Annotated in this window: 20 protein-coding genes; 8 read left to right on the plus strand and 12 right to left on the minus strand. The window is 56.7% G+C overall.

Annotation, left to right across the window (positions count from 1 at the left end):
* The first annotated feature begins 382 nt into the window (after window positions 1–382).
* The 3 genes from hutU (at window position 383) to BEI65_RS09095 (ending at window position 5099) form a co-directional block, all read left to right on the plus strand.
* Window positions 383–2074 (plus strand): urocanate hydratase, encoded by a 1692-nt coding sequence (gene hutU, locus BEI65_RS09085; RefSeq protein WP_099063052.1) that lies wholly within the window; start codon window positions 383–385, stop codon window positions 2072–2074.
* Window positions 2071–3606, plus strand: a complete 1536-nt coding sequence (gene hutH, locus BEI65_RS09090) for a histidine ammonia-lyase (protein WP_099063053.1) — start codon at window positions 2071–2073, stop codon at window positions 3604–3606. Before hutU ends, hutH begins: the two co-directional genes overlap by 4 nt.
* A gap of 101 nt (window positions 3607–3707) precedes the next feature.
* Window positions 3708–5099 carry an amino acid permease gene (locus BEI65_RS09095; protein WP_099063054.1) on the plus strand — a complete coding sequence of 464 codons (1392 nt, stop codon included), beginning with the start codon at window positions 3708–3710 and terminating at the stop codon, window positions 5097–5099.
* Between the two features lie 129 nt (window positions 5100–5228).
* Here the strand turns inward: BEI65_RS09095 and BEI65_RS09100 are convergent, their stop codons facing one another.
* The 8 genes from BEI65_RS09100 to BEI65_RS09135 form a co-directional block, all read right to left on the minus strand.
* Window positions 5229–6419 (minus strand): methionine gamma-lyase, encoded by a 1191-nt coding sequence (locus BEI65_RS09100; RefSeq protein ID WP_099063055.1) that lies wholly within the window; start codon window positions 6417–6419, stop codon window positions 5229–5231.
* A 46-nt stretch (window positions 6420–6465) separates the two neighbouring features.
* Window positions 6466–6837, minus strand: a complete 372-nt coding sequence (locus BEI65_RS09105) for a hypothetical protein (RefSeq protein ID WP_085120259.1) — start codon at window positions 6835–6837, stop codon at window positions 6466–6468.
* Window positions 6838–6847: 10 nt separating this feature from the next.
* Window positions 6848–8038: an FAD/NAD(P)-binding oxidoreductase gene (locus BEI65_RS09110; protein WP_099063056.1), complete on the minus strand. Its 1191-nt coding sequence runs from the start codon at window positions 8036–8038 to the stop codon at window positions 6848–6850.
* Window positions 8039–8350: 312 nt separating this feature from the next.
* The gene (eno, locus tag BEI65_RS09115; RefSeq protein ID WP_099063057.1) at window positions 8351–9646 is read right to left on the minus strand and encodes a phosphopyruvate hydratase; all 1296 of its coding nucleotides are present in this window, start codon (window positions 9644–9646) and stop codon (window positions 8351–8353) included.
* 81 nt (window positions 9647–9727) lie between these two features.
* On the minus strand, window positions 9728–11365 hold the full coding sequence (gene pyrG / locus BEI65_RS09120) for a glutamine hydrolyzing CTP synthase (RefSeq protein WP_099063058.1): 1638 nt from the start codon (window positions 11363–11365) through the stop codon (window positions 9728–9730).
* Between the two features lie 367 nt (window positions 11366–11732).
* The gene (mazG, locus tag BEI65_RS09125) at window positions 11733–12527 is read right to left on the minus strand and encodes a nucleoside triphosphate pyrophosphohydrolase (protein WP_085120255.1); all 795 of its coding nucleotides are present in this window, start codon (window positions 12525–12527) and stop codon (window positions 11733–11735) included.
* Between the two features lie 57 nt (window positions 12528–12584).
* A complete protein-coding gene (relA, locus tag BEI65_RS09130) occupies window positions 12585–14816 on the minus strand; it encodes a GTP diphosphokinase (RefSeq protein WP_099063059.1) in 2232 nt (743 codons plus the stop codon).
* 60 nt (window positions 14817–14876) lie between these two features.
* Window positions 14877–15224, minus strand: coding sequence for a hypothetical protein (locus BEI65_RS09135; RefSeq protein WP_369804755.1), 348 nt, complete (start codon window positions 15222–15224; stop codon window positions 14877–14879).
* 116 nt (window positions 15225–15340) lie between these two features.
* On the opposite strand from BEI65_RS09135, the gene barA reads away from it, so the two are divergent.
* Complete coding sequence (gene barA / locus BEI65_RS09140; protein WP_099063060.1) at window positions 15341–18061, plus strand: two-component sensor histidine kinase BarA; 2721 nt, start codon at window positions 15341–15343, stop codon at window positions 18059–18061.
* A 59-nt stretch (window positions 18062–18120) separates the two neighbouring features.
* Here barA and degP read toward each other — a convergent pair whose 3' ends face one another.
* Both degP and dgt read right to left on the minus strand, forming a co-directional pair.
* Window positions 18121–19551, minus strand: coding sequence for a serine endoprotease DegP (gene degP, locus BEI65_RS09145; RefSeq protein WP_099063061.1), 1431 nt, complete (start codon window positions 19549–19551; stop codon window positions 18121–18123).
* Window positions 19552–19742: 191 nt separating this feature from the next.
* On the minus strand, window positions 19743–21260 hold the full coding sequence (dgt, locus tag BEI65_RS09150) for a dGTPase (RefSeq protein ID WP_099063062.1): 1518 nt from the start codon (window positions 21258–21260) through the stop codon (window positions 19743–19745).
* Window positions 21261–21388: 128 nt separating this feature from the next.
* Here dgt and mtnN point away from each other — a divergent pair, with 128 nt between their 5' ends.
* From mtnN to BEI65_RS09165, 3 genes are read left to right on the plus strand one after another with little or no spacing between them, the layout of a single operon-like run.
* Window positions 21389–22090, plus strand: coding sequence for a 5'-methylthioadenosine/S-adenosylhomocysteine nucleosidase (mtnN, locus tag BEI65_RS09155; protein WP_099063063.1), 702 nt, complete (start codon window positions 21389–21391; stop codon window positions 22088–22090).
* A 46-nt stretch (window positions 22091–22136) separates the two neighbouring features.
* Window positions 22137–22898, plus strand: coding sequence for a vitamin B12 ABC transporter substrate-binding protein BtuF (gene btuF, locus BEI65_RS09160; protein WP_369804756.1), 762 nt, complete (start codon window positions 22137–22139; stop codon window positions 22896–22898).
* Window positions 22898–23512: a TRIC cation channel family protein gene (locus tag BEI65_RS09165; RefSeq protein ID WP_099063065.1), complete on the plus strand. Its 615-nt coding sequence runs from the start codon at window positions 22898–22900 to the stop codon at window positions 23510–23512. The genes btuF and BEI65_RS09165 overlap by 1 nt, the downstream gene beginning before the upstream one ends.
* A 98-nt stretch (window positions 23513–23610) precedes the next feature.
* On the opposite strand, the gene erpA is transcribed toward BEI65_RS09165, so the two are convergent.
* Window positions 23611–23955, minus strand: coding sequence for an iron-sulfur cluster insertion protein ErpA (erpA, locus tag BEI65_RS09170; RefSeq protein WP_062791309.1), 345 nt, complete (start codon window positions 23953–23955; stop codon window positions 23611–23613).
* An 89-nt stretch (window positions 23956–24044) separates the two neighbouring features.
* Complete coding sequence (gene clcA / locus BEI65_RS09175; RefSeq protein ID WP_099063066.1) at window positions 24045–25484, minus strand: H(+)/Cl(-) exchange transporter ClcA; 1440 nt, start codon at window positions 25482–25484, stop codon at window positions 24045–24047.
* A gap of 179 nt (window positions 25485–25663) precedes the next feature.
* On the opposite strand from clcA, the gene hemL reads away from it, so the two are divergent.
* Window positions 25664–26953: a glutamate-1-semialdehyde 2,1-aminomutase gene (gene hemL / locus BEI65_RS09180; RefSeq protein ID WP_099063067.1), complete on the plus strand. Its 1290-nt coding sequence runs from the start codon at window positions 25664–25666 to the stop codon at window positions 26951–26953.
* The last annotated feature ends 29 nt before the right edge of the window (window positions 26954–26982 follow it).

Here is a 26982-nt window from a genome sequence, read left to right on the forward strand (position 1 = left end):
CCTTAACTGATCGGCATTGCGCCCTCTGGCGGGCGTTTTGCTTCCAGCGATAGGACTTTTTTATCACAGCGCCTAACTTGTAATAGGTATGTAAAATTATTGTGACTGGACGCTCAAAATTGACCCATTTTTAATTCATTTTTGTTGAATAGCTCACTGTTCTCCCCTGTCAGACTAATGAGTACAACGCCCAATAAATCCGTATCAACCTGATTAACAACAACAATAACTTTCTCTTATGCCATTTTTGGCATCCACTGGTCGGTGTTGCATATGCTTGTACATACAAGTATATGTTAATAAACCCTACGCATTGTTATGGCGTGGTGATTCACCCCACCGCGTTATGGGATCTGCTCCAATACTGTTTGAGGAAAATGCTGTGACTGCAAATAACAAAGTTCGCAATGTCGAAGTACGCGCGCCACGCGGCACAAAATTAAATGCAAAAAGCTGGCTGACCGAAGCGCCGTTGCGCATGCTGATGAACAACCTCGATCCTGAAGTGGCGGAGAACCCGCACGAGCTGGTGGTGTACGGCGGTATCGGCCGCGCTGCACGTGACTGGGATTGCTACGACAAAATTGTCGCCACCCTGAAAACCCTGGAAGACGACGAAACGCTGTTGGTGCAGTCCGGCAAACCGGTTGGGGTATTCAAAACCCACAGCAACGCGCCACGTGTACTGATTGCCAACTCCAACCTGGTGCCTCACTGGGCAACCTGGGAACACTTTAACGAACTGGACGCCAAAGGCCTGGCCATGTACGGCCAGATGACCGCCGGCAGCTGGATCTACATTGGCAGCCAGGGCATCGTCCAGGGCACCTACGAGACCTTCGTGGAAGCGGGTCGCCAGCATTATGACGGCAGCCTGCAGGGCCGCTGGGTGCTGACCGCCGGTCTGGGTGGCATGGGTGGCGCACAGCCGCTGGCCGCGACATTGGCAGGCGCTTGCTCGCTGAACATCGAATGCCAGCAGAGCCGCATCGATTTCCGTCTGAAAACCCGCTATGTCGATGAACAAGCGGTGGATCTGGACGACGCACTGGCCCGCATCAAGAAATACACCGCCGAAGGCAAAGCCATCTCCATCGCCCTGTGCGGTAACGCAGCAGATGTTCTGCCGGAACTGGTACGCCGCGGCGTGCGTCCGGACATGGTCACCGACCAGACCAGCGCCCACGATCCGCTGAACGGCTACCTGCCTAAAGGCTGGAGCTGGGAAGAATACCGTCAGCGTGCGCTGAGCGAACCGGCTCAGGTGGTGATCGCCGCCAAGCAGTCGATGGCCGAACACGTCGAAGCCATGCTGGCGTTCCAGAAAATGGGCGTACCGACCTTCGACTACGGCAACAACATTCGTCAGATGGCGAAAGAAATGGGCGTCAGCAACGCCTTTGATTTCCCGGGCTTCGTACCGGCTTACATCCGCCCGCTGTTCTGTCGCGGTGTTGGTCCGTTCCGCTGGGCTGCACTGTCCGGCGATCCGCAAGACATCTACAAAACCGATGCCATGGTTAAAGAGCTGATCCCGGATGACGAGCATCTGCACCGCTGGCTGGATATGGCGCGCGAGCGCATCAGCTTCCAGGGCCTGCCGGCACGTATCTGCTGGGTCGGTCTGGGCCAGCGCGCCAAGCTGGGTCTGGCGTTCAACGAAATGGTCCGCAGCGGCGAACTGTCCGCACCAATCGTGATCGGCCGTGACCATCTGGACTCCGGCTCCGTTGCCAGCCCGAACCGTGAAACCGAATCGATGAAAGACGGTTCAGACGCTGTCTCCGACTGGCCACTGCTTAATGCCCTGCTCAATACCGCCAGTGGCGCGACCTGGGTTTCTCTGCACCACGGTGGTGGCGTCGGCATGGGCTTCTCCCAGCATTCCGGGATGGTTATCGTTTGTGACGGCACCGATGAAGCCGCAGAACGCATCGCCCGCGTATTGCATAATGACCCGGCCACCGGCGTGATGCGTCATGCCGATGCCGGTTACGACATCGCCATTGAATGCGCCCGCGAGCAAGGGTTGAACCTGCCGATGGTGGCTGCGACTCAAGGAGATAAAGCATGAAAGCGCTGACTATCCGCCCTGGCCACCTGACGCTGGCGCAACTGCGTGAAGTTTACCTACACCCGGTCACTCTGACACTGGACGACAATGCCTACGCCGACATCCAGCAGAGCGTCGCCCTGGTAGAGCGTATCGTTGAAGAAGACCGCACCACTTACGGTATCAACACCGGTTTCGGCCTGTTGGCATCCACCCGCATCGCCCGCGAAGATCTGGAAAATCTGCAGCGTTCGATCGTGCTGTCCCACGCTGCCGGTGTCGGTGCGCCAACCGACGATAGCCTGGTGCGTCTGATTATGGTGTTAAAGATCAACAGCCTGTCGCGCGGTTTCTCCGGCATCCGTCTGGAAGTGATCCAGGCGCTGATGGCGCTGGTCAACGCCGAAGTTTACCCGCATATCCCGCTGAAAGGCTCCGTTGGCGCCTCCGGCGACCTGGCACCGCTGGCACACATGAGTCTGGTGCTGCTGGGTGAAGGCAAGGCCCGTTATCAGGGCGAATGGCTGCCCGCCACCGAAGCACTGGCCAAAGCGGGCCTGAAACCGCTGACGCTGGCGGCCAAAGAAGGCCTGGCGCTGCTGAACGGCACCCAGGTTTCCGCCGCCTTCGCCCTGCGTGGCCTGTTTGATGTAGAAGATCTGTACGCCGCAGCAACGGTCACCGGTAGCATGACGGTGGAAGCCGCTCTGGGCTCACGCAGCCCGTTCGACGAGCGTATTCATGCCGTGCGTGGCCAGCGCGGCCAGATTGACGCCGCCGCCGCTTACCGCCACCTGCTGGGTGAACGCAGCGAAGTGTCCGATTCACACCGCAACTGCGACAAGGTGCAGGATCCGTACTCCCTGCGCTGCCAACCGCAGGTGATGGGCGCCTGCCTGACCCAAATCCGCCAGGCCGCCGAAGTACTGGAAATCGAAGCCAACGCCGTCTCCGACAACCCACTGGTGTTCGCGGAACAGGGTGACGTGCTGTCCGGCGGTAACTTCCACGCCGAGCCGGTCGCGATGGCTGCCGACAATCTGGCGCTGGCGTTTGCCGAAATCGGTTCGTTGTCCGAACGTCGCATCTCGCTGATGATGGATAAGCACATGTCGCAACTGCCACCGTTCCTGGTGGACAACGGCGGGGTGAACTCCGGCTTTATGATTGCTCAGGTTACCGCCGCGGCGTTGACCAGCGAAAACAAGGCACTGGCGCACCCGGCCAGCGTCGACAGCATCCCAACCTCCGCCAACCAGGAAGACCATGTTTCCATGGCACCGGCCGCCGGTCGCCGCCTGTGGGAGATGGCCGATAACGTGCGCGGCATTCTGGCCGTTGAATGGCTGGCTGCCTGTCAGGGACTGGATTTGCGTAAAGGGCTGAAAACCACCGAAAGTCTGGAACAGGCCCGTCGGGTGCTACGCGAGCAAGTCAGTTACTACGACAAGGATCGTTTCTTCGCCCCCGACATTGAAGCCGCCAGCCTGCTGTTGGCGGCCGGTCATCTGACCTCGTTGATGCCTGCAGCACTGCTGCCTAGCCAGGCATAAATAAACCCTACCACGCAGTTTGTTCTATCCGCACCGGGCGCGTTCCGCCCGGTGCGGATAGCGCGTGCCTGTTCTGCCGTAAAAACTCGACGGGAAGCAACATGCATAACGAAACAACACAACTCAGACGCGGATTAAACGCGCGACATATTCGCTTTATGGCGCTCGGCTCCGCTATCGGCACCGGCCTGTTTTATGGCTCCGCCGGGGCGATACAACTGGCCGGTCCTGCGGTGCTGCTGGCCTATATGGTGGGCGGCGCGGCGGTGTTTATGGTGATGCGCGCGCTGGGTGAAATGGCGGTACACCAGCCGGTTTCCGGTTCGTTCGGCCACTACGCCAGTCACTATCTCGGCCCGCTGGCCGGTTTCCTCACCGGCTGGACCTATACCTTCGAAATGGTGATTGTCGCCCTGGCGGACGTGACCGCCTTCGGCATCTATATGGGGCTGTGGTTCCCGGACGTCGCCCAATGGGTGTGGGTACTCAGCATTATTATGTTTATCGGCGCGCTCAATCTGTGCAGCGTGAAAGTGTTCGGTGAAATGGAGTTCTGGCTGTCGCTGATCAAGGTTGCGGCCATTGTGGCGATGATCATCGGCGGTGCGGCAGTGATGCTGTTTGGTTTCGGCCAGACTCAGCACGCCACCGGTATCAGTAACCTGTGGGAACACGGCGGTTTTATGCCTAACGGCTTCAGCGGCGTGGTCGCTTCATTGGCGGTCGTGATGTTCGCCTTTGGCGGCATTGAGATCATCGGTATCACCGCCAGCGAGGCAAAAGACCCCGCGAAGGTTCTGCCGAAGGCGATCAATGCGGTTCCGATTCGTATCCTGCTGTTCTATGTGCTGACGCTGCTGGTACTGATGGCTATCTATCCGTGGAACAGCATCGGTCAGAACGGCAGCCCATTTGTTGAGATCTTCAGCAATCTGGGGATCAGCTCCGCCGCCAACGTGTTGAACGTGGTGGTGATCACCGCCGCGATTTCTGCCATCAACAGCGATATTTTCGGTGCGGGCCGCATGATGTACGGCATGGCGCAGGATGGCCAGGCACCAAAAAGCTTTACCCGGTTAACCAACAACGGCGTGCCCTGGATGACGGTGCTGGTGATGTCGGTGGCCCTGCTGCTGGGCGTGGTGCTCAACTACCTGATGCCAAAACAGGTGTTTATGATCATCGCCTCGATTGCCACCTTCGCCACCGTCTGGGTGTGGCTGATGATCTTGCTGTCGCAGATCGCCATGCGCCGCACGCTGACGCCGCAAGAGGTCAGCAAACTGAGTTTCCCGGTGCCGTGGTGGCCGGTTGCTCCAGCGTTGGCAACGATATTTATGCTGTTCGTTATTGGCCTGCTCGGTTACTTCGAAGACAGCCGCATCGCCCTGTACGTTGGGCTGGTGTGGGTGGCCTTCCTTACCCTGGCTTACTGGTTGTGGGTACGTAAAAAAGGCAGGGGTTCACCCGTCACGTCGTCCCCCCAGTATTAACCTCATGAGCCTGCTGGCACCGGACATCGCCAGCAGCGCCGCGCTGTTGCAGGATGAGCAGGCGCTGGCGGAGATTGCCCCGGCATTACTGTAACCCCCGTCCCTGCCCGCCGGGCGGGGGCACCCAGGTTAGCGCAGAGCCAGAGCCTGACGGATATCCGCCTGCAGATCGCTCAGATCTTCCAGCCCGGCAGACAGCCGCACCAAACCGTCGCTGATATGGTGACGCTGCCGCTCCTCGGCGCTGTAGGCCGAGTGCGTCATGCTGGCCGGGTGTTGGGCCAGAGATTCACAATCCCCCAGGCTGACCGCGCGCAAGATGAGACCCAGCCCATTGAGGAAGCGGATCCCCGCGGCCATACCGCCTTTCAGTTCAAATGCCAGCATGCCGCCTGGCCGCGCCATTTGCCGCTGCGCCAATGCATACTGCGGGAAATCCTCCAGACCGGGATAATAAACCCGTTCCACCGCCGAATGCTGCGCCAGCATTTCCGCCAGGCGCTGAGCGTTATCGCAGTGGCGCTCCATACGCAGCGGCAAGGTTTTCAGCCCACGCAGCAACAGCGCGGCATCCTGTGCCGACAGCACCGCACCGTTCATGTCTTTCAACCCGACCAAACGGATGTCCTGCGCCAGATCCTGACGTGTCACCGCCAGACCGGCCAGTAAGTCACCGTGCCCCCCGATGTATTTGGTGGCGGAATGCACCACAATGTCCGCCCCCAACTCCAGCGGCCGTTGCAGATACGGCGTGCAATAGGTGTTATCCACCAGCAACAACGCCCCCTGACGGTGAGCAATCTCGGCGACCGCAGCAATATCGACCAGCCGCATATTCGGGTTAGCCGGCGTTTCGCAATACACCAGCCGGGTACGCGGCCCTATCGCCGCCGCCAACCGCTCTGGCCGGGTCAGGTCAACGTGGGTGACTTTTACACCGTAACGTGCCAGCCCATGATGGAAGTAGCTGAAAGTGCAGCCATAAATGGTTTCATCGACGATCAGCTCATCCCCCGGGCTGAGCAGCGTCCAGCAGCAGGCGGTAATCGCGCCCATGCCGGAGGCAAAAGCCACCGCCGCCTCCCCACCTTCCAGATCGGCAATTCGCTGTTCCAGCAGGTTGACCGTTGGGTTGGCAATGCGTGAATAAAAATAACCTGGCTCAGTGCCGGCAAAACAGGCACCGCCGTATTCGGCCGTCGGGAAGGTAAAGGTCGAACTCATAAACACCGGTGGGCAGAGCGCCCCCAGATATTGCTGGGGATCGTAGCCGTGGTGGATCGCACGCGTGGCAAAGCCGTGCCTGAGGATGGCAGACATAACAACTCCTTTCCTGAGTAAGTGAAAGCAATTCCAATGATTCCGATTAAACCTCTGGGGGCAGTGCTCCGCTGCGCACCCGCTGGCCGATGATTTGCAGGGTACGTAGCACCAGCATCAGGCCCAGCAAGGTATCTGGCTGACGCAACAAGGCATACAGCGAGCGAAAATTAGCGGGTGAGGGATCCGACTGCAGCTCGGTATGCGCCATCTTTAATGCCATTCCCCCTTCCCACCCCGCAGCCACCAGGCCTTCAAACACGCCGGACAATTTCTCCACCAGCGCGTTATCGGCGATATCCACCAGATCCGACAGCAGCGACAGCAGATCGACCACGTTATCGAGCCGCCCACCGGCCAGCAGTGGCTGTAACTTGTCCAGCAAGGGTGCCAGGGATTGTTGTTCAGATGCGTTCATAGGCCCTCCGTTAGATCAGCCCGCGTACCGTTGCCCAATAGAGCCCGCGATTAAAGCCGTTGCGCAGCATGCTGCCCACTTTGGTTGACGGTGTCGGCAGCACATCGTGGCGATAGTCATAGACCAGCGGCATACCGGCTTGCAGCCCCATTTGAGCGATCGCCTGTACTTTGCCATCGTAGTGGCTGACGGTCTGGCCCAGTCGCAGTTCAGCCACGATATTGTCGGCGATCACCGGTGCCTGATTGTGGCAAGAGCCACCGGCCTTGCTGACCGGCAGATCCACCGTATCACCGATGACATAAACCCCCTGCTGACCATAAACCTGTAACGTCTGGTGGTCGGTCGGCAGCCAGCCTTCACCGGTGTTGCCCTCACTCAGACCGGTATTGCGCACCGCCTCAACCGCGCGGATCGGTGGCGTAGCCATCAGGATATCGAACGGCTGTTCCTCACCCTCGGCGGAGTAAGCGATTTTCTGCTGTGCGTCCACCCGGCTGAGAGTAAACCCACGCTGATGACGGATATCACGCGCCGCGAAGATGCCGGGCAAGGCCTCGGCGGTTGGACGTTGCAAAAACAAACAGTTACGCAGCAACTGCGAGACGCTGGGGTAGGTATAAACAATTTCGACCGCCTTACGCACCCCGCGTCGACGCAGGTAATCATCGAGCATCAGCGTGGTTTCTATCGGTGCAATACCGCACTGATGCGGCACGTTAGGCGTTTCGGGGAAGGAGACGGTAATAAAGATTCGGCCTTTTTCAATCGTCGCCAGCTTTTGCGCCAGCTGTCGGGCAGCCTGATATTGGTAGAAGTGATCGCCCGCCTGCGCCAGCCCGTCGATACGATCCGGCCAGGGCACACAGCCAGTGGCAAACACCAAAAAATCATAGGGGTACTGTTTACCGCTGTGGCAATGGATCACCCGTTGAGATAAATCGAATCGCTCTGCCTTGTCGACAATAAACTTTATTTCCGGGCGTAACAGGCTTTGTTGAGAACGGGTTAATTCCTGCTTGAAGAAGGCGTTAAAAGCCACATACATAAATGCCGGTTTATAATAGTGAAACGGGGAGTCCGATATCATTAATAACTCAACTTTATTATTCACTATCTCCCGGTGTAATTTCGCGGCCAGTAAATTAGCCAATATAGTCCCGCCAGTGCCACCACCGACAATCACAATCCTGTTTCGCATCAAGCCCTCGCCCAGCCGGCCTGCGGGTCGGCAAATTGATAGGGGAACGAATTGAGGCAGATTTACCGCTATCCGAGTTCTGCCTTACTGGCAGTCTAGTAACTAAAAAGTATAAAACAATTAAAAAGGGTATTTATAAATAGGAATTTTATTATTATAATTAAATTATAGAGTTATAAAACACCTAATAAACAATTAATAATATACTAATAAATAACACACTATAACTTACTGGAATTATAAATCGCTGGGTAACACCTATAAAAAAACCCGCCGCAGCGGGTTTTTATTTAGCAACGAACCAAGCCGTTATTACTGACCTTTAACTTCTTTCAGGCCGTTGAACGGTGCGCGTGAACCCAGCGCTTCTTCGATACGGATCAGTTGGTTGTATTTAGCAACGCGGTCAGAACGGCTCATGGAACCGGTTTTGATCTGGCCAGCCGCAGTCCCTACCGCGAGATCGGCGATAGTTGCGTCTTCGGTTTCACCTGAACGGTGAGAGATCACCGCGGTGTAGCCTGCGTCTTTCGCCATCTTGATAGCAGCCAGGGTTTCGGTCAGAGAACCGATCTGGTTGAATTTGATCAGGATGGAGTTAGCGATGCCTTTATCGATGCCTTCTTTCAGGATCTTGGTGTTGGTTACGAACAGGTCGTCGCCCACCAGCTGGATTTTGTCGCCCAGCACTTTGGTCTGGTATGCGAAACCATCCCAGTCAGATTCGTCCAGACCGTCTTCGATAGACACGATTGGGTACTGTTTGGTCAGGTCTTCCAGGAAGTGAGTGAACTCTTCGGAAGTGAAGGCTTTGTTGCCTTCGCCGGCCAGTACGTATTTACCGTCTTTGTAGAACTCGGAAGCCGCACAGTCCATAGCCAGGGTCACATCTTTGCCCAGCTCGTAGCCTGCTGCTTTTACCGCTTCAGCGATAACAGCCAGTGCTTCAGCGTTGGAACCCAGGTTTGGTGCGTAGCCGCCTTCGTCACCGACAGCCGTGTTCAGGCCTTTGGCCTTCAGCACTTTCGCCAGGTGATGGAATACTTCAGAACCGATGCGAACGGCTTCTTTCAGGGATTTCGCGCCAACCGGCTGAATCATAAATTCCTGAATATCGACGTTGTTGTCAGCGTGCTCGCCACCGTTGATGATGTTCATCATAGGCAGTGGCATAGAGAATTTGCCTGGGGTGCCGTTCAGCTCAGCGATGTGCTCATACAGCGGCATACCTTTGGAAGCCGCAGCCGCTTTGGCAGCAGCCAGGGAAACCGCCAGAATGGCGTTAGCGCCGAATTGGGATTTGTTTTCGGTGCCGTCCAGGTCGATCATGATCTTGTCGATGTTAGCCTGGTCTTTCGCATCTTTACCCAGTACTGCCTGAGCAATCGGGCCGTTTACTGCAGCAACGGCTTTCAGTACGCCTTTACCCAGGAAACGAGACTTGTCACCGTCACGCAGTTCCAGTGCTTCACGGGAACCGGTAGAAGCACCTGACGGCGCAGCAGCCAGACCTACGAAACCGCCTTCCAGATGCACTTCGGCTTCAACAGTCGGGTTACCGCGGGAGTCGATGATTTCACGACCGATGACTTTAACGATTTTGGACATTAGGTTTTCCTCAGTACAAGTTAAACTAAAACTCCAGACAAACAGCGCGCGGTTCTCACCGCGCGCCGCCTACCAAATATTTTATTTCACCTGGCGCTTCTGATACTCACCAGCGGCCTTCACAAAGCCGGCGAACAACGGATGACCATCACGCGGCGTCGAAGTAAATTCCGGGTGGAACTGACAAGCTACAAACCACGGATGATTCGGCAGTTCGATAATCTCAACCAGCTTGTTGTCTGCAGAACGGCCGGCAACACGCAGCCCGGCGGCTTCGATCTGCTTCAACAGCATGTTGTTAACTTCATAGCGGTGACGATGACGTTCAACAATGGTCGGTTCGCCGTACATCTGGCGTACCAGGCTATTGTCGGTCAGGTGGCATTGCTGGCCACCGACACGCATCGTGCCACCCAAATCGCTTTCTTCAGTACGCACTTCGACGTTGCCGTCTTCGTCACGCCATTCGGTGATCAACGCCACCACCGGGTACTTACAGTCTGGCACAAACTCGGTAGAGTTGGCGTTCTCCATACCCACCACGTTGCGGGCGAACTCCATCAGTGCCACCTGCATACCCAGACAGATGCCCAGATAAGGGATGTTATTTTCACGCGCAAAACGCGCGGTCATCACCTTGCCTTCCACACCACGGTAGCCGAAGCCGCCTGGGATCAGGATCGCATCCAGACCTTTCAGCACTTCTACGCCGCGGGTTTCCACATCCTGCGAGTCGATCAGCTTGATGTTCACGGTCAGACGATTTTTCAGGCCGCCGTGTTTCAAGGCTTCAATCACTGACTTATAGGCATCCGGCAATTCGACATATTTGCCGACCATGCCAATAGTCACTTCGCCGCCCGGATTGGCTTCTTCGTAAATCACCTGCTCCCATTCGGCCAGGTTGGCTTCCGGCGCGTTGAGGCTGAATCGTTTACAAATATAATCATCAAGGCCCTGAGATTTCAAGAGGCCTGGGATTTTATAAATAGAATCAACGTCTTTTAGGGAGATAACCGCTTTTTCCGGCACGTTACAGAAAAGTGCGATTTTCGCACGTTCGTTAGCAGGAACGGCGCGATCGGAACGGCAAATCAGCACATCAGGCTGAATACCGATAGAAAGCAGCTCTTTTACGGAATGCTGAGTCGGTTTGGTTTTCACTTCACCGGCAGCGGCCAGGTACGGCACCAGCGTCAGATGCATGTACAGGGTGTGCTCACGGCCCACTTCCACAGCCATCTGACGAATGGCTTCCAGGAACGGAAGCGATTCGATATCGCCCACGGTACCGCCGATCTCCACCAATACCACGTCGTGACCTTCGCCACCTTCGAGGATACGCTCTTTGATCGCGTTGGTGATGTGCGGGATAACCTGTACGGTTGCGCCCAGATAGTCGCCACGGCGTTCTTTACGCAGAACGTCGGAGTAGATACGGCCAGTGGTGAAGTTATTGCGGCGCGACATTTTGGTACGGATGTAGCGCTCGTAGTGACCCAAATCCAGATCGGTTTCTGCGCCGTCTTCGGTGACGAAAACTTCCCCATGCTGAATCGGGCTCATGGTGCCCGGATCCACGTTGATGTACGGGTCCAGTTTCATGATGGTAACGTTGAGGCCACGGGCTTCAAGAATAGCCGCCAGAGAGGCTGCGGCAATGCCTTTACCCAGAGAGGATACGACCCCGCCGGTCACAAAAATATAATTAGTTGTCATGCTGAACCTGAGAGTTTAGGTTTAAAGACGATGGAAGAACCAAGACGGGAAAGTAGTATACCCGAACCTCTTCAGACCTACAAACGATCGTTTTACTGTCCATCATCTCTGTCACCCTCAGGAGTTCATCCGGGTTTACCTTATCGGCACACCCTCGGTGGTCTTTTTAAAACAATGAGTTAGCACGGAAAATCTCAATTTACCGCCCTTTAGCAACCATAAAACACCTTAGATTTCAGTTTGTTGGCGTTTTACTGTCGGGACGTCGCGGTTCAGCAAACCATGCCCCAAAGCTTAACCGTTTCAGCTTGGGTAAATCTTGTCGCCGATCAACATTGCGACATTCATAGGACAGCACCGCAGCGGATTAGTTTTCCTGACGTTTAACCTGCTGCCACGCCTCTTCCATCTGCTCCAGCGTGGCTTCACCCATTTGCAGCCCACGCTGTTTGACGATCTCTTCCACCTGACGGAAACGGCGCTCAAACTTGCGATTGGCTGCCTGCAGCGCGTTTTCTGCCTTGTGACCAAGATGACGGGATAAATTCACCGTGGCGAACAGCAGATCGCCGATTTCCTCTTCCAGCTTCTGCTCGTCGACCACCGCCTGCCGCGCTTCATGCATCACTTCGTCGATCTCTTCGTACACTTTGTCCAGCACCGGTCCCAGGGTGTGCCAGTCAAAACCGACCGAGGCGCAGCGTTTCTGAATTTTGTGCGCCTTCATCAGTGCCGGCAACGCCTGAGGAATATCATCCAGCGCCGAATGCAGCTCTTTCTCGGCGCGTTCACCGGCCTTCAGTTGCTCCCAGCGCGCCGCAACGACTTCACTGTCCGCAGCATCGGCTTCACCAAAGATATGCGGATGACGGCGCTCCAGCTTGTCGCTGATGGCATTGCACACCTCGTCGAAGTCAAACAGCCCCTGCTCCTGGCCCATTTGGGCATAAAACACCACCTGGAACAGCAGATCACCCAGTTCATCACGCAGATCGCCATAGTCCTGGCGCTCAATGGCATCCAGCACCTCGTAGGTTTCTTCCAGCGTGTAAGGCGCGATGGTGGCGAAGGTTTGCTTGCGATCCCACGGGCAACCGGCCTGCGGATCGCGCAGCGTTTTCATGATGTTCAGCAAGCGTTGCAGCGGAGAAGATTGGGTCATGACAGAGTCTCTGAAAGGTGCGGGGCCCAATATATGGGCCCCGATAAAAATGTAAGGTTAGCTGCCGTGCAGTCGTTTGGCGTCTATCACATCCGGCAGTTGGTTGAGCTTGGCCAATACCCGGCCCAGCACCTGCTGGTTATAAATTTCAATGTCCATATCGATGGTCGCCAACTGCTTTTTGGTGTCGCTCCGGCTGGCCACGCCCAGCACGTTGACCTTTTCGTTGGCCAAAATGGTGGTGATGTCGCGCAGCAGACCGCTGCGATCGTTGGCCATCACGCGCACCACCAGCGAATAACCGCTGGAGTAGCTTTCGCCCCACACCGCGTCAACGATACGTTCCGGCGCGTGCGACTGCAGATCCACCAGTTGGTCACAGTCAGCCCGGTGGATCGAGATACCGCGTCCCTGGGTGATAAAGCCGACAATGTCGTCGCCCGGGATCGGCTGGCAGCAACGGGCAATGTGGTGCATCAGATTGCCTACCCCTTCCACCACCACCCGGCCGTTGTCCTTGCTGCGAGTTGCCGCCGGCGCCTTGTGCTGAACCAGTTGGCGCAGTGCTTCGCGATCCTGCTCTTCGGCGCTCGGTTTGTTGAACTTGCCCTGCAGGAAGTTCACCATCTGATTCAGGCGAATATCCCCGCCGCCAATCGCCGCCAGGATTTCATCCAGCGAATTCATGTTGTAACGCGGGATCAGCAGCTTCTCGGCCTCTTTCAGGCTGATGCCGAGGTGTTCCAGCTCGCTGTCCAGCATTTGGCGACCGGCCAGGATGTTCTTGTCACGATCCTGCTTGCGGAACCAGTTGTGGATCTTGGAGCGCCCGCGGCTGGTGGTGACGTAGCCCAGGTTCGGGTTCAGCCAGTCACGGCTCGGGTTCGGCTGCTTCTGGGTGATGATTTCAATCTGATCACCCATCCGCAACTGGTAGGTAAAGGGTACGATGCGGCCGCCAATTTTGGCGCCGATACAGCGGTGGCCGACGTCGCTGTGAATATGGTAGGCAAAGTCGAGCGGCGTAGAGCCGGCCGGCAGATCCACCACGTCGCCTTTCGGGGTAAACACATAAACCCGATCGTCGAATACCTGGCTGCGAACCTCGTCGAGCATCTCGCCGGAGTCCGCCATCTCTTCCTGCCAGGCGATCAGTTTGCGTAGCCAGGCGATGCGTTCTTCATAGCCGGAACGCACTGTCGCAACCGCACCCTCTTTGTATTTCCAGTGCGCAGCCACGCCCAGTTCGGCGTCTTCGTGCATCTGGCGGGTACGGATCTGGATCTCCAGCGTTTTACCGCGCGGCCCCAGCACCACGGTGTGGATCGACTGGTAACCGTTAGGTTTCGGGTTGGCGACATAGTCGTCGAACTCATCCGGCAGATGGCGGAAGTGGGTATGCACAATCCCCAGCGCCGCATAGCAGTCCTGCAAGCGCTCGACCACCACGCGCACCGCGCGCACGTCAAACAGCTCGTCAAACGCCAGGGCTTTCTTCTGCATCTTGCGCCAGATGCTGTAGATATGTTTCGGGCGGCCGTAAATATCCGCCTTGATGCCCTCGTCGCCCATAGCACCGCGCAGTGTAGCGACGAAATCATCAATAAATTGCTCGCGATCGATGCGGCGTTCATGCAGCAGTTTGGCGATGCGCTTGTATTCGTCCGGGTGCAGGTAGCGGAAGCAGAAATCTTCCAGCTCCCATTTCAGTTGCCCGATACCGAGGCGGTTGGCCAGCGGTGCATAGATATTCGAACACTCTTTGGCCGCCAGTACGCGTTCGTCTTCCGGCGCATCTTTCACTTCACGCAGGTGAGCGATACGCTCCGCCAGCTTGATCACCACGCAGCGGAAATCTTCCACCATCGCCAACAGCATGCGGCGCACGTTGTCGACCTGTTCGGAGGCCATCGAATCGTTTTGGGTGGCTTTCAGTTGGCGGATGGCATCCATGTCGCGGACACCGTGTACCAGGTAGGTGATGCCCTTGCCGAAGGCTTCGGTCAGGGTTTCTTCCTCCACAATACCGGCATCCACCAGCGGGAACAGCAGCGCGGCGCGCATGCTGTCGTTGTCCATGCTCAGGGTCGAGAGGATTTCAACCATTTCCAGCCCGCGCCACAGCAATAGCGAGGCGTTAGGGTGATTCTGAGTCTGTTGCTCACAGTAGCGCCAGGTTGCGGCTAATCGCTCACATGACTGCGGGTTAGGTAGCCCCAAGCTGGCAATCCACTCGTCGAGAGCAAATTCGCCAGCCGTGTTCAGATGTGCACTTCTTACCGCAACCATAACCTCTCCCTACTTTGCAGCGACCTCTGGCGCAAACCGTTAATCAACAGCGCCATTGACTCAATATGCCCCGTATGCGAAAACCGTTCCAACATTCACACACGCGCAAGACGATAAGAAGCTGGCGTGACTCAGCCTATTCTTATGTGCATTATATTGCCCATTCGCTCCCGGTGTGGCAACACCTTCTATGCCTGCCACCGCAGCGGCGCGTCGCGCCAACGGCAGGGTAAAAAGCCCCAGGCCGCAGAACAGATCCAATACCCGAACATTGGGTTGAATAGCCTGCCATTCAAGGGCAAGCCCCACCATTAACTGATTTAATAAGCTATTTATCTGAATAAAGTCACACCAACCAAAGTCTAAGCGTAGCCCGTCGCTCTGATAATACGGCGTTTCAGCGCACAGTTTTTGGAGACTCTCACTGCCCGGTGCCGAATAAAGAAGTGCGCCATAGTTTGTCGATCGAGTGCCGGTTCATTTAAAGTAGAGCCAGTCCGGCAATTTTCCCACATTGGAATCCCATGACCAAATACAGCCTGCGGGCGCGCATGATGATCCTGATTCTGGCCCCAACGCTGTTGATTGGTCTGTTGCTCAGCACTTTCTTCGTGGTGCACCGCTACAATGAATTACAGGAACAGCTGGTTGATGCCGGTGCCAGTATTATCGAACCGCTGGCGGTGGCCAGCGAGTACGGCATGACGTTCCGCAGCCGTGAGTCGGTCAGGCAATTGGTCAGCCTGTTGCACCGTCGTCATTCGGATATCGTGCGATCCATTACGGTGTTCGACGCGCAGAACAATCTGTTTGTCACCTCCAATTATCATCACAACTTTACCCAATTGCAGTTGCCGAAAGGGGTACCTATCCCCACCGATCTGATGCTGACACGGCGTGGCGACTCGCTGATCCTGCGCACTCCGATCCTGGCGGAGAGCCAGTATCCGGACCAAGCCGTCAGCAGCGATCCCCTGCAGGATAACCGCCTGGGCTATGTGGCGATCGAGCTGGATCTGCAGTCGGTCCGGTTGCAGCAATACAAAGAGGTGTTTGTCTCCACCCTGCTGCTGCTGTTGTGCATGTGTATCGCCATTCTGTTTGCTTACCGCCTGATGCGTGACGTCACCGGCCCGATCCGCAATATGGTGAACACCGTTGACCGCATCCGCCGTGGCCAGCTCGACAGTCGGGTCGAAGGCTTTATGCTCGGCGAACTGCACATGCTGAAAAACGGCATCAACTCGATGGCGATGTCGCTCACCGCTTACCATGAAGAGATGCAGCAGAATATCGATCAGGCCACCTCCGACCTGCGCGAAACGCTGGAGCAGATGGAGATCCAGAACGTTGAGCTGGACCTGGCAAAAAAACGCGCTCAGGAAGCGGCGCGTATCAAATCCGAATTCCTGGCGAACATGTCACACGAGCTGCGGACCCCGCTCAACGGCGTGATCGGCTTTACCCGCCAGATGCTGAAAACCGAGATGAGCGTCACCCAGACCGATTATCTGCAAACCATCGAGCGCTCGGCCAACAACCTGCTGACCATCATCAACGACGTGCTGGACTTCTCCAAGCTGGAGGCCGGCAAGCTGGTGCTGGAGCATATCCCGTTCTCGCTGCGTGAAACACTGGACGAAGTGATAGTGCTGCTGGCCCCCAGCGCCCATGAGAAAGGGCTGGAACTGACGCTGGATGTGCACAACGACGTGCCGGAACAGGTGATTGGCGATTCGCTGCGACTGCAGCAGATCATTACCAACCTGCTGGGCAACGCGATCAAATTTACCGAGACCGGCAACATCGATATCCGCGTCGAGCTACGTGGCCAGCAGGATCGCCAGATGGAACTGGAAGTGCAGATCCATGACACCGGTATTGGCATCTCCGAACGGCAGCAGTCGCAGCTGTTCCAGGCGTTTCGTCAGGCGGATGCCAGTATTTCACGCCGCCACGGCGGTACCGGCCTGGGGCTGGTGATCACCCAGAAGCTGGTGAAGGAAATGGGGGGCGATATCTGCTTCCACAGCCAGTTGAACCGCGGCTCGACCTTCTGGTTCCATATCACTCTTGATCTGCATGAGGGCATGCTGTCGCTGCCGTCAAACCTGCCGGATCTGCAAGGCAAGACCCTGGGTTATATCGAAGCCAACCCGATGGCGGCGCAGGCGACGCTGAATATGCTGAGCGTCACCCATTTGGTGATCACCCATTCGCCAACACTGGCCCAGTTACCGAAGAAAAATTACGACTTCCTGCTGGTGGGAGTGCCGATCCCGTTCCGCGAGAATATGGCACAGCACGAAAGCAAGCTGTTGGCGGCATTGAAGATCGCCGACCGGGTAATTCTGGCGCTGCCCTCTCAGTCACAGATCAATGCCGAACAGCTTAAACAGCAAGGTGCGGCCGGCTGCCTGATCAAGCCGATCACCAGCAACCGTCTGTTCCCGCTGCTGCGTATGGAAACCCCGCTGCGCCTCACCGCCCTGCCGGAACATAAACGCCTGCCGTTGACGGTGATGGCGGTCGACGATAACCCGGCCAACCTGAAGCTGATTGGCACTCTGCTGGCCGAACAGGTGGAAAAGACCCTGCTGTGTGAAAGTGGGGAAGAAGCGCTGCTACTGGCGCGCGACAACGTGCTGGATCTGATCCTGATGGATATCCAGATGCCCAATATTGACGGTATTCGTACCAGCGAGCTGATCCGCCAACTACCGCACCACAATTCGACGCCGATCGTCGCCGTCACCGCCCATGCGGTCAGTGGCGAGCGCGAACATTTGTTGCAGGCCGGTATGGATGACTATCTGGCCAAGCCGATTGACGAAGCGATGCTGACCCGGGTACTGGCGCGTTATTACAGTGGCGAACCGGAGCCGGTAGCGCCGCTTAATCAGCCGCTGCTGTCGCTCGACTGGCCGCTGGCGCTGCGTCAGGCCGCGAACAAGCCCGATCTGGCGCATGACCTGCTACAGATGCTGCTCGATTTCCTGCCGCAGGTCAGCGGACGGGTACAAGCGATGTTGGACGGCACGCCGGATGATGGCATTCTCGATTTGATCCACAAACTGCACGGCAGTTGCAGCTACAGCGGCGTACCCCGCCTGAAACAGCTGTGTTTCTACCTTGAACAGCAACTGCGTCAGGGCGTCAGTAATGATGAGCTGGAGCCGGAGTGGCTGGAGCTGTTGGATGAGATTGAACTGGTCAGCCAGGCGGCTCGCGCGCACCTGGCCTGATGCCATACGCAATAAAAAAAGCACGCCGAAGCGTGCCTCTGATTGGGACTGGTTAGCTATTACTGCATCAGCAGATACAGCGAGGTGTCGCCACGCAGAATATTCAGCGCCAGTACCGACGGCTTGCTGTCGAGGATTTTACGCAGTTCGCCCAGATTCTGGATCGGCTGCTGGTTAACCCCCAGGATAAAGTCGCCTTTTTTCAGGCCGATACGTGCAGCCGCGCTGCCGGCCTTAACGTTATCCACCTTCACGCCTTTCTGGCTGCCCGTCTGGCCATTGCTCAGTTCGGCGCCTTCGATACCGGTGTAGATATTGCCGGATTCAACCTGAGTCTGTGAGCTTTGCTCCAGCGTGACGTCCACGGTAATCGGTTTGCCGTCGCGGATAATACCCAGCGACATTTTGCTGCCGACCGGCAAAGTACCGATTTCCGCACGGAACGACGCGAAGCTGGAGATGGCTTTACCGTTCATGGTGACAATCACGTCACCGGCCTTGATGCCCGCCTTGGCGGCAGAAGATTTCGGCATTACCTGGCTGACAAATGCCCCGCGCTGCGCGTCCACTTTCATCGCTTTCGCCAGCTCAGAGTTCAGCTCAGCGCCCATAATGCCCAATTCACCGCGTTTCACCTGACCGAATTCGACCATTTGCGCCGTCAGGTTTTTCACCATGTTGCTCGGGATGGCAAAGCCAATACCGATGTTACCGCCGTCCGGTGCCAAAATAGCGGTGTTAATGCCAATCAGTTCGCCATTCAGGTTAACCAACGCACCGCCGGAGTTACCGCGGTTAATTGCCGCATCGGTCTGGATAAAGTTCTCGTAGTTCTCGATATTCAAGCCGCTACGACCCAACGCAGAAACGATGCCGGAGGTGGCGGTTTCACCCAGCCCATACGGGTTGCCGATCGCTACGGTGTAATCACCCACACGCAGTTGTTCAGAGTCCGCCATCTTGATTGCCGTCAGATTTTTAAAGTCTTTCAGCTGAATCAATGCGATATCGGAACGCGGGTCCTTACCGATCACCTTGGCGTCAAATTTACGGCCATCGCTCAGTTGGACCTGTATTTTGTTGGCATTATCCACCACGTGGTTATTGGTTACCACATAGCCTTTGGCGGCATCAATCACCACCCCGGCACCCAGCGCCTGGAATTTCTGCTGAGTCCCCTGGCCAGGTGCACCCTGCCCACCGCCCTGACACATCGGCGATGCCTGGAACGGTGAACCGTCCTGGCAGAACGGTGAGTCTTCACCGAAGAACTGTTGGAACTGCGGCGGCATCTTCGCCGTGTTGACGGTTGTGCTGCCTTCAACATTGATGCTCACCACGGAAGGCATCACTTTTTCCAGCATCGGTGCCAGGCTTGGCAATTGCTGAGTGCTGGAAGAAGCGGTTTCTGCGGCGCTGGCCGTCATCGGACCCATCGCCATACCAATACTGAAAGCCAATGCGCTCAGAACTAATGCAGTTTTTTTCATCTGTGTGTCTCTTATAAAGTCGTTCAGAAAATATTACGGTCTTTGTGCATAGTCAGAACGTATTAATACCCCTAAGTTCCGGCGCAGGTTATTGGTAATAGTAAACAAATATTGTCCGTCTTTACAAAACTCGAAATAGATAACGCGACGTCCAGTAAAGTGCTTAAAATAATATTTATTAGCTGAATGAATTATTCAGCAGCCATTAATCGCCGGTATTCGTCATAAGCATAAAGATCGGTCATACCGCTGATATAATCCTGCAGCAAACGCGCACGGAAATAATACTCGCGGATCGCCAACTGCTCGGACGACAGGTGTTGCAGGCCTTCAATCGCTTCTATGTAAGCCAGCCGATGTTTGGTCGAAAGCTTATGAAACAGACGCGTTTCGATTGGATAAGCACGATGGCTGTCTTCCTGCACTAACAGGGTAAAATCCGCCAGCGGCATTGCCAACAGCGGGCTGTAAATATCCAGCAGGCCGCTGATCACCCTGTACCCCTGCAGTTCAAGCTGCTCGACTTCCGGATGATTAAACACGTGTTTGAACGCGACATTTTTGAATATTTTCAGCAATTGGTAAGCCGGGCTGGAATCCTCCAACAGCGCCTGATTAAAGTTCCCCTGATAAACCGCCTCCAGGTTATCAATAAACCGCTGCGCCGCATGCGGGACCAACCGCGCCACGGTGAAAACCCGTAAATACATGAAGAACTGGTCTTCGCTGCTGCGTCGCGCGCCACCGCGATCGATCTTGCGAAATGCGCTGGCCACGGTTTTATCAAACAAATCGCCCGGCGACACTGCCCCCCATTCCTGGGTTAAATGCTGGTAAAGCTGCTCAACGGTGAAAATGTTTTTTTCCACCGCATCTTCCAGATCGGCCACGCAGTAGGAAATATCGTCAGCGGCTTCCATTATATAGGTCAATGGGAAGCGGTCGAACTCGCCCATATTCAGCTCGCGCCGCAGCCGATCGACAAACGCCTCTTCCGCCAGATAAAAGCCCGGTTTTTTCATCAGGTAGTTATGGCTGACGGGAATGTCACTGGCCCAATAGGCCGGGCGGGTATATTTCAGGATACAGCCCACCTGCGCATAGGTCAGGTTAAGTTTCAGCAGGCTGTACACCAGCCGGATCGCCTGAGCATTGCCTTCGAAATGGCTGAGGTCCTGACGGATGCGGCTGCGCAGACGGTTAAGATCGCTCTCGCCTTCGTGCAGACGCAGTGCACTGACCTGACAACGATCGTTACTGGCCGGCTCGCTGCCGCAGCTGGCGGGATCGAGCCGCTGGGAAAACCAGTTGTTAATCGCGGACTCGCCAAAGTGACCAAAGGGCGGGTTGCCGATGTCGTGCATCAGACAGGCCATTTCAACAATGCTTTCAAAGGGATCCAGTAGTTTTGTCAGGCCGAGCTCATCGATTCGTCCGTCCTGTTTAAAACGATTGAGGATCTCTTTGGCGATATGCCGTCCGACCTGCTGCACCTCCATCGAGTGTGTCAGGCGGCTGCGAACCGCGGCGTTACGCTCGAGAGGAAACACCTGGGTTTTTTGCTGCAGACGGCGAATGGCGGCGGAATTGACGATGCGCCCGCGATCGCTCTCGAACTGCCGGACAATATCGTATTCTTCCTCGGCTTCAATTGGCTTGCTGAATGGCCGTTGGAAGCTGATTTTCTGCTTAAAGTCGATCCCGGACATCTGTTTCTCCGCCGTTGTACCCTGCCCCGTGATAACAATTCCCGACGGCATATGCAACGGATTATCTCTCTATGAGAGCCATGATAGACTATGGCGAAATTCCCACACCCAATCAGTGAGTGTTATTTATGAAAGTAGGCATCATCGGCGCAATGGAGCAGGAAGTCACCCTGCTGCGCGATCAAATCGAAAACCGTCAGACCCTTCAACGCGCGGGCTGTGAAATCTATACCGGCCAGATCGGCGGCGTTGACGTGGCGCTGTTGAAGTCTGGCATCGGCAAGGTTTCTGCGGCCATGGGCACCACCCTGCTGCTGGAACACTGCAAGCCGGATCTGGTGATCAATACCGGTTCCGCCGGTGGCCTGGCCAGCACGCTGAAGGTCGGCGATATCGTGGTGTCCGAAGAAGTGCGCTACCACGATGCCGACGTGACCGCCTTTGGGTACGAGCCAGGTCAGATGGCCGGCTGCCCGGCGGCGTTTGTGGCGGACGACGCGCTGATTGCGCTGGCGGAAGACTGCATCAAACAGCTGAACCTGAACGCCGTACGCGGCCTGATCTGCAGCGGCGATGCTTTCATTAACGGCGCCGAGCCGCTGGCCCGCATCCGCGCCACCTTCCCAACCGTGGCCGCGGTAGAAATGGAAGCGGCGGCCGTCGGGCACGTTTGCCACCTGTTCGCTACGCCGTTTGTCGTCGTGCGCGCTATCTCTGACGTGGCCGACAGTGAATCGCACATGAGTTTTGACGAGTTCCTTACCGTGGCTGCCAAGCAATCTACGCTGATGGTCAACGCCATGCTGCAAACCCTGGCTAAGCGCGGTTGATGTGACACGACGCTTTTCAGCCCTGCTGTGGCTGCTGGCCTTATGGATGGCGCTGCCTGCCGGCGCCGCCCAACGGGTGATCAGCCTGGCTCCCAACACCACTGAACTTGCCTATGCTGCCGGCATGGGCGAGACCCTGCTGGCAGTCAGTGCTTATTCCGACTACCCACCAGAGGCCAGGAAGCTGGAACAAGTCGCCTCCTGGCAAGGGATCAATCTGGAGCGAGTGCTGGCGCTGAAGCCGGATCTGATCCTGGCCTGGCGCGGCGGTAACCCGCAGCGAGTGCTGGATCAGCTCGCCGCTTTTGGTATCCCGATCTTTTATGCCGATGCCACCACCATTGATGACATCGCCCAGCGGCTGGATGACTTGGCCCAATACAGCCCGCATCCTGAGCAAGCGCATCAGGCGGCAGGCGCGATCCGTCAGCAAATTGCTGCGCTGAAAGCAAAATATCCACACAGTCAGCCACGACGGGTGCTGCTGCAATTCGGTACCCAGCCGCTGTTCACCAGCTCCGGCGCCACCTTGCAAAGCCAGGTGCTGTCGTTGTGTGGCGCAGAGAATATCTTTGCCGACAGCCGTATGCCGTGGCCGCAAATCAGCCGCGAACAGGTACTCGCCCGCCAACCGCAGGCCATCGTCATTACCGGCGACCAAAAAGAAATCGCCAGCGTGAAAGCCTTCTGGGCACCGCAATTACAGGTGCCGGTGCTTGCGGTGAATGGCGACTGGTTCAACCGCGCCGGCCCTCGCATCATGCTGGCGGCGCAGCAACTGTGCAGCCAACTGGCGGAGATCCGTTAATGCTGGTGTTTTGGCTGGATATTCTCGGCACTGCGGTTTTCGCCATCTCCGGCGTCTTGCTGGCGGGCAAGCTGCGGATGGATCCATTTGGCGTACTGGTGCTGGGCGTGGTCACGGCGGTCGGTGGCGGCACCATCCGCGACATGGCATTGGCCAACGGGCCGGTATTCTGGGTGAAAGATCCGACCGATCTGATAGTCGCCATGATCACCTGCGTGCTGACGCTGCTGCTGGTACGCCAGCCGCGCCGTCTGCCCAAGTGGATCCTGCCGGTGCTCGATGCCGTCGGCCTGGCCGTGTTCGTCGGTATCGGGGTCAATAAAGCCTTTGCCGCCGACGCCAGTCCGCTGGTGGCGATTTGCATGGGCGTGATCACCGGGGTCGGCGGTGGCATTATCCGTGATGTGCTGGCGCGGGAAATTCCGATGATCCTGCGAACTGAAATTTACGCCACCGCCTGCATCATCGGCGGCATTGTGCATGCTACGGCCTATGCCACCTTCGGTATGCCGCTGCAGCAGGCGATGATGCTCGGCATGGGAATCACGCTGGCGATCCGCCTGGCGGCCATTCGCTGGCACCTGAAACTTCCCGCTTTTATCCTCGAACGCTAATCCCTCCGCCCGCGGTCAGACAGCAGAATGGGAATGGTAGCAATAAAAAAACCCGCAAACCGGTGAGGTTGGCGGGTTTTATACTGTTGCAGGCAGGATCAGACGCTGAACGAAGATCCGCAGCCGCAGGTTGTTTTGGCGTTCGGGTTGGTCACCACGAAGCGTGAGCCTTCCAGCCCTTCGGTATAATCGACCGAACCGCCCACCAGATATTGCAGGCTCATTGGGTCAACCACCAGCGCAACGCCCTGCTTCTCGATGGTCATGTCGCCATCGTTGACCTTGTCGTCAAAAGTGAAGCCGTACTGGAATCCGCTGCAACCGCCACCGGTAATGTAAACCCGCAACTTCAGATTCGGATTTTCTTCATCAGAAATCAGGACTTTAACCTTGCTTGCTGCTGCCTCGGTAAATTGCAGGGGCAGTGCTGTTTCATCACTCATACTCTTTACTCCCAACATTGTTCTGCATCAGGTCGCTACAATGGCGGCCGGATTAATGTTAATGATTATCCAATACCTGAGTGTTCCGTTCAAGTATTCACCGCATTTGTTGTATTTTCTTTACCTGTTTTATCTGCCGCTTCGCGCGTCTGCAACGCTTCCTGACGCTGTAAGGTACGGGCCAATATTGAGGAATACAACGGCTTACCCCCGAGGAACTGCGCTACCAGCGTAGCACCAAGACAGGTAATGATCATTGGCAGTATGAGCTGGTAGTTATCGGTCATTTCCAGCACCAGCACGATCCCGGTCAGGGGCGCACGTACCGTGGCGGCAAACAGGGCGCCCATCCCGGCAATGGCAAAGGTACCGGCCTCAATGCCGTACGCCGGGAATAGATGGGCACCGGCCAGGCCAAAGGCAGTACCAAACAACGTGCCCAATGCCAGCATTGGGGCAAAAATCCCGCCCGGTGCGCCGGAGCCGAAGCATAACAGTGTGGTGATCACCCGGGTGATAAAAATAAACATCAGCATGCCGACGCTGTAATTACCTGCCGCGGCGATCGGGATCAGTCCAAAGCCCCCGCCTGCCGCTTCTGGCTGGATCAACCCCAGAATGCCGCAGATGCCGCCAAGCAAGCCGCCCATCAGCAAAACCTTGCGCATTTTGCCGCCGTGCAGACGAGCGAACATGTCCTGAGTGCGGAAAATCAGCGCATTGAACATGACGCCCACCGCACCAAAGATCGCCCCGAGCACCAGATACAGCCAAAGGGTGTTAATCGGTGCCGAGGAGAGCTTACCCACTGCAATCACCGAACCTTCACCGTTGAACAGCTGGAATACCACGCTCGACATGATAACGCCGATAAACACCGCTTTAATCGAGATCAGGTTATAGCGGAACTGCGGACGCATCTCTTCAATGATAAACAGAATACCCGCCAGCGGTGCGTTGAAGGCAGCAGAAAGCCCAGCCGCCGCCCCCGTGGCCAATAGCGAATGACGCGCTTCGGCGCCACGCATGCGGAAGATATCCAGCACCATGCGCCCAACATTGCCGCCCATTTGTACCGTCGGCCCTTCGCGGCCCAGTACCATGCCCGCCCCCAGCGTGCCCATGCCGCCGATAAACTTCACCGGGATCACGCGCCACCAGCGCACCGGACGCAGCTCTTCCAACGCCCCCTCGATCTCCGGGATACCCGAACCGCCCGCCTCCGGGGCAAAGCGATGTACCAGATAGTACCCCAGCACCGCCAGCAGGGCGGAAATAATAAAGGCCAGCGGCCAAACCAGGATCCAATAATCGGCGACCTGGGCCAGCCCGGACAAACGCTGCTGCTGCACCCAATCCACCGCTTTATCGAACGCCACGCCGAGCAAGCCCGCCAGGGCTCCCACCACTGCCGCCATTAACAGGATCGCTATCGGGGTTTTATCACGGCGCATAAGCTGACGCACCGCGTCACTGCGTTTCAGGCGTGGGGCACGCGCTAGCGGCGGCTGTTGCTGTAATTCAGTCATAATGGGTTATTCATTAATGGAATTAAATGTAATACAAATAGGCCAGCCGATTATTCTAGCTTACCTGCTGGCTGACCGCCCCTCAAAATAGGTATCTGACTGTGATCGTTTCATATCGGCGAACACTTCACTAGAATAGCGCGGTCAAATCATTCAAAACAGAATCCAGGAGCCGATTTATGAGCTTACACAGCAAGTCCGAAAGTCTGTATGCCCAGGCAAAACAGGTAATCCCAGGCGGGGTTAACTCTCCGGTGCGTGCATTCAACGGCGTTGGCGGTGTGCCGCTGTTTATCGAACGGGCGGACGGGGCTTACCTGTTCGACGTCGACGGCAAAGCCTATATCGACTACGTCGGTTCCTGGGGCCCAATGGTACTGGGACACAACCACCCGGCGATCCGCAACGCGGTCATCGAAGCGGCGCAGCGCGGTCTGAGCTTTGGCGCCCCCACCGAAATGGAAGTCAAAATGGCGGAGCTGGTCACCGAACTGGTGCCGACCATGGACATGGTGCGGATGGTAAACTCGGGTACCGAAGCCACCATGAGCGCCATTCGTCTGGCGCGTGGCTATACCAACCGCGATAAAATCATCAAGTTTGAAGGCTGCTACCATGGTCATGCCGACTGTCTGCTGGTAAAAGCCGGCTCCGGCGCGCTGACCCTGGGCCAGCCAAACTCACCGGGCGTGCCGGCCGACTTCGCCAAACATACTCTGACCTGCACCTTTAACGATCTCGATTCGGTACGCACCGCATTTGAACAGTACCCTTCCGAGATCGCCTGCATCATCGTCGAACCGGTCGCGGGCAACATGAACTGCGTGCCACCTCTGCCAGAATTCCTGCCTGGCCTGCGCGCACTGTGCGACAAGTATGGCGCGCTGCTGATTATTGACGAAGTCATGACCGGCTTCCGTGTGGCACTGGCCGGGGCACAGGCCTATTACGATGTGGAACCTGACCTCACCTGTCTGGGTAAAATCATCGGTGGTGGTATGCCTGTTGGCGCGTTCGGCGGCCGTCGTGAAGTGATGGCGGCGTTGGCCCCCACTGGCCCGGTCTATCAGGCGGGCACGCTGTCCGGTAACCCGATTGCCATGGCGGCCGGCTTTGCCTGTCTGACCGAGGTTTCGCAGGTCGGTGTCCACCAGACGCTGACCGAACTGACCGATATGCTGGCAACCGGCCTGCTACACGCGGCGAAAGAAGAAAATGTCGCGCTGGTGGTGAACCACGTTGGCGGCATGTTCGGCCTGTTCTTTACCGATGCGCCTGCTGTCACCAGCTACCAGGACGTGATGCAGTGCGATGTCGAACGCTTTAAGCGCTTCTTCCATCTGATGTTGGAGGAAGGGGTTTATCTGGCGCCTTCGGCCTTCGAGGCCGGCTTTATGTCCATTGCCCACAGCAAGGAAGACATTCAGCGCACTGTCGATGCCGCACGCCGCTGCTTCGCCAAGCTGTAAGTTTCGGCCATCCAATAAAAACGGGCGCT

Origin of the sequence: Serratia sp. BW106 (genome assembly GCF_002607755.1) — a bacterium.
Taxonomy (GTDB): Bacteria; Pseudomonadota; Gammaproteobacteria; order Enterobacterales; family Enterobacteriaceae; genus Serratia; species Serratia proteamaculans.

Coding starts and splice junctions, on each gene's coding strand:
- hutH (WP_099063053.1), top strand. CDS start 2,071: ATGAAAGCGCTGACTATCCGCCCTGGCCACCTGACGCTGGCGCAACTG.
- BEI65_RS09095 (WP_099063054.1), top strand. CDS start 3,708: ATGCATAACGAAACAACACAACTCAGACGCGGATTAAACGCGCGACAT.
- BEI65_RS09100 (WP_099063055.1), bottom strand. CDS start 6,419: ATGTCTGCCATCCTCAGGCACGGCTTTGCCACGCGTGCGATCCACCAC.
- BEI65_RS09105 (WP_085120259.1), bottom strand. CDS start 6,837: ATGAACGCATCTGAACAACAATCCCTGGCACCCTTGCTGGACAAGTTA.
- BEI65_RS09110 (WP_099063056.1), bottom strand. CDS start 8,038: ATGCGAAACAGGATTGTGATTGTCGGTGGTGGCACTGGCGGGACTATA.
- eno (WP_099063057.1), bottom strand. CDS start 9,646: ATGTCCAAAATCGTTAAAGTCATCGGTCGTGAAATCATCGACTCCCGC.
- pyrG (WP_099063058.1), bottom strand. CDS start 11,365: ATGACAACTAATTATATTTTTGTGACCGGCGGGGTCGTATCCTCTCTG.
- mazG (WP_085120255.1), bottom strand. CDS start 12,527: ATGACCCAATCTTCTCCGCTGCAACGCTTGCTGAACATCATGAAAACG.
- relA (WP_099063059.1), bottom strand. CDS start 14,816: ATGGTTGCGGTAAGAAGTGCACATCTGAACACGGCTGGCGAATTTGCT.
- barA (WP_099063060.1), top strand. CDS start 15,341: ATGACCAAATACAGCCTGCGGGCGCGCATGATGATCCTGATTCTGGCC.
- degP (WP_099063061.1), bottom strand. CDS start 19,551: ATGAAAAAAACTGCATTAGTTCTGAGCGCATTGGCTTTCAGTATTGGT.
- dgt (WP_099063062.1), bottom strand. CDS start 21,260: ATGTCCGGGATCGACTTTAAGCAGAAAATCAGCTTCCAACGGCCATTC.
- mtnN (WP_099063063.1), top strand. CDS start 21,389: ATGAAAGTAGGCATCATCGGCGCAATGGAGCAGGAAGTCACCCTGCTG.
- btuF (WP_369804756.1), top strand. CDS start 22,137: ATGGCGCTGCCTGCCGGCGCCGCCCAACGGGTGATCAGCCTGGCTCCC.
- BEI65_RS09165 (WP_099063065.1), top strand. CDS start 22,898: ATGCTGGTGTTTTGGCTGGATATTCTCGGCACTGCGGTTTTCGCCATC.
- erpA (WP_062791309.1), bottom strand. CDS start 23,955: ATGAGTGATGAAACAGCACTGCCCCTGCAATTTACCGAGGCAGCAGCA.
- clcA (WP_099063066.1), bottom strand. CDS start 25,484: ATGACTGAATTACAGCAACAGCCGCCGCTAGCGCGTGCCCCACGCCTG.
- hemL (WP_099063067.1), top strand. CDS start 25,664: ATGAGCTTACACAGCAAGTCCGAAAGTCTGTATGCCCAGGCAAAACAG.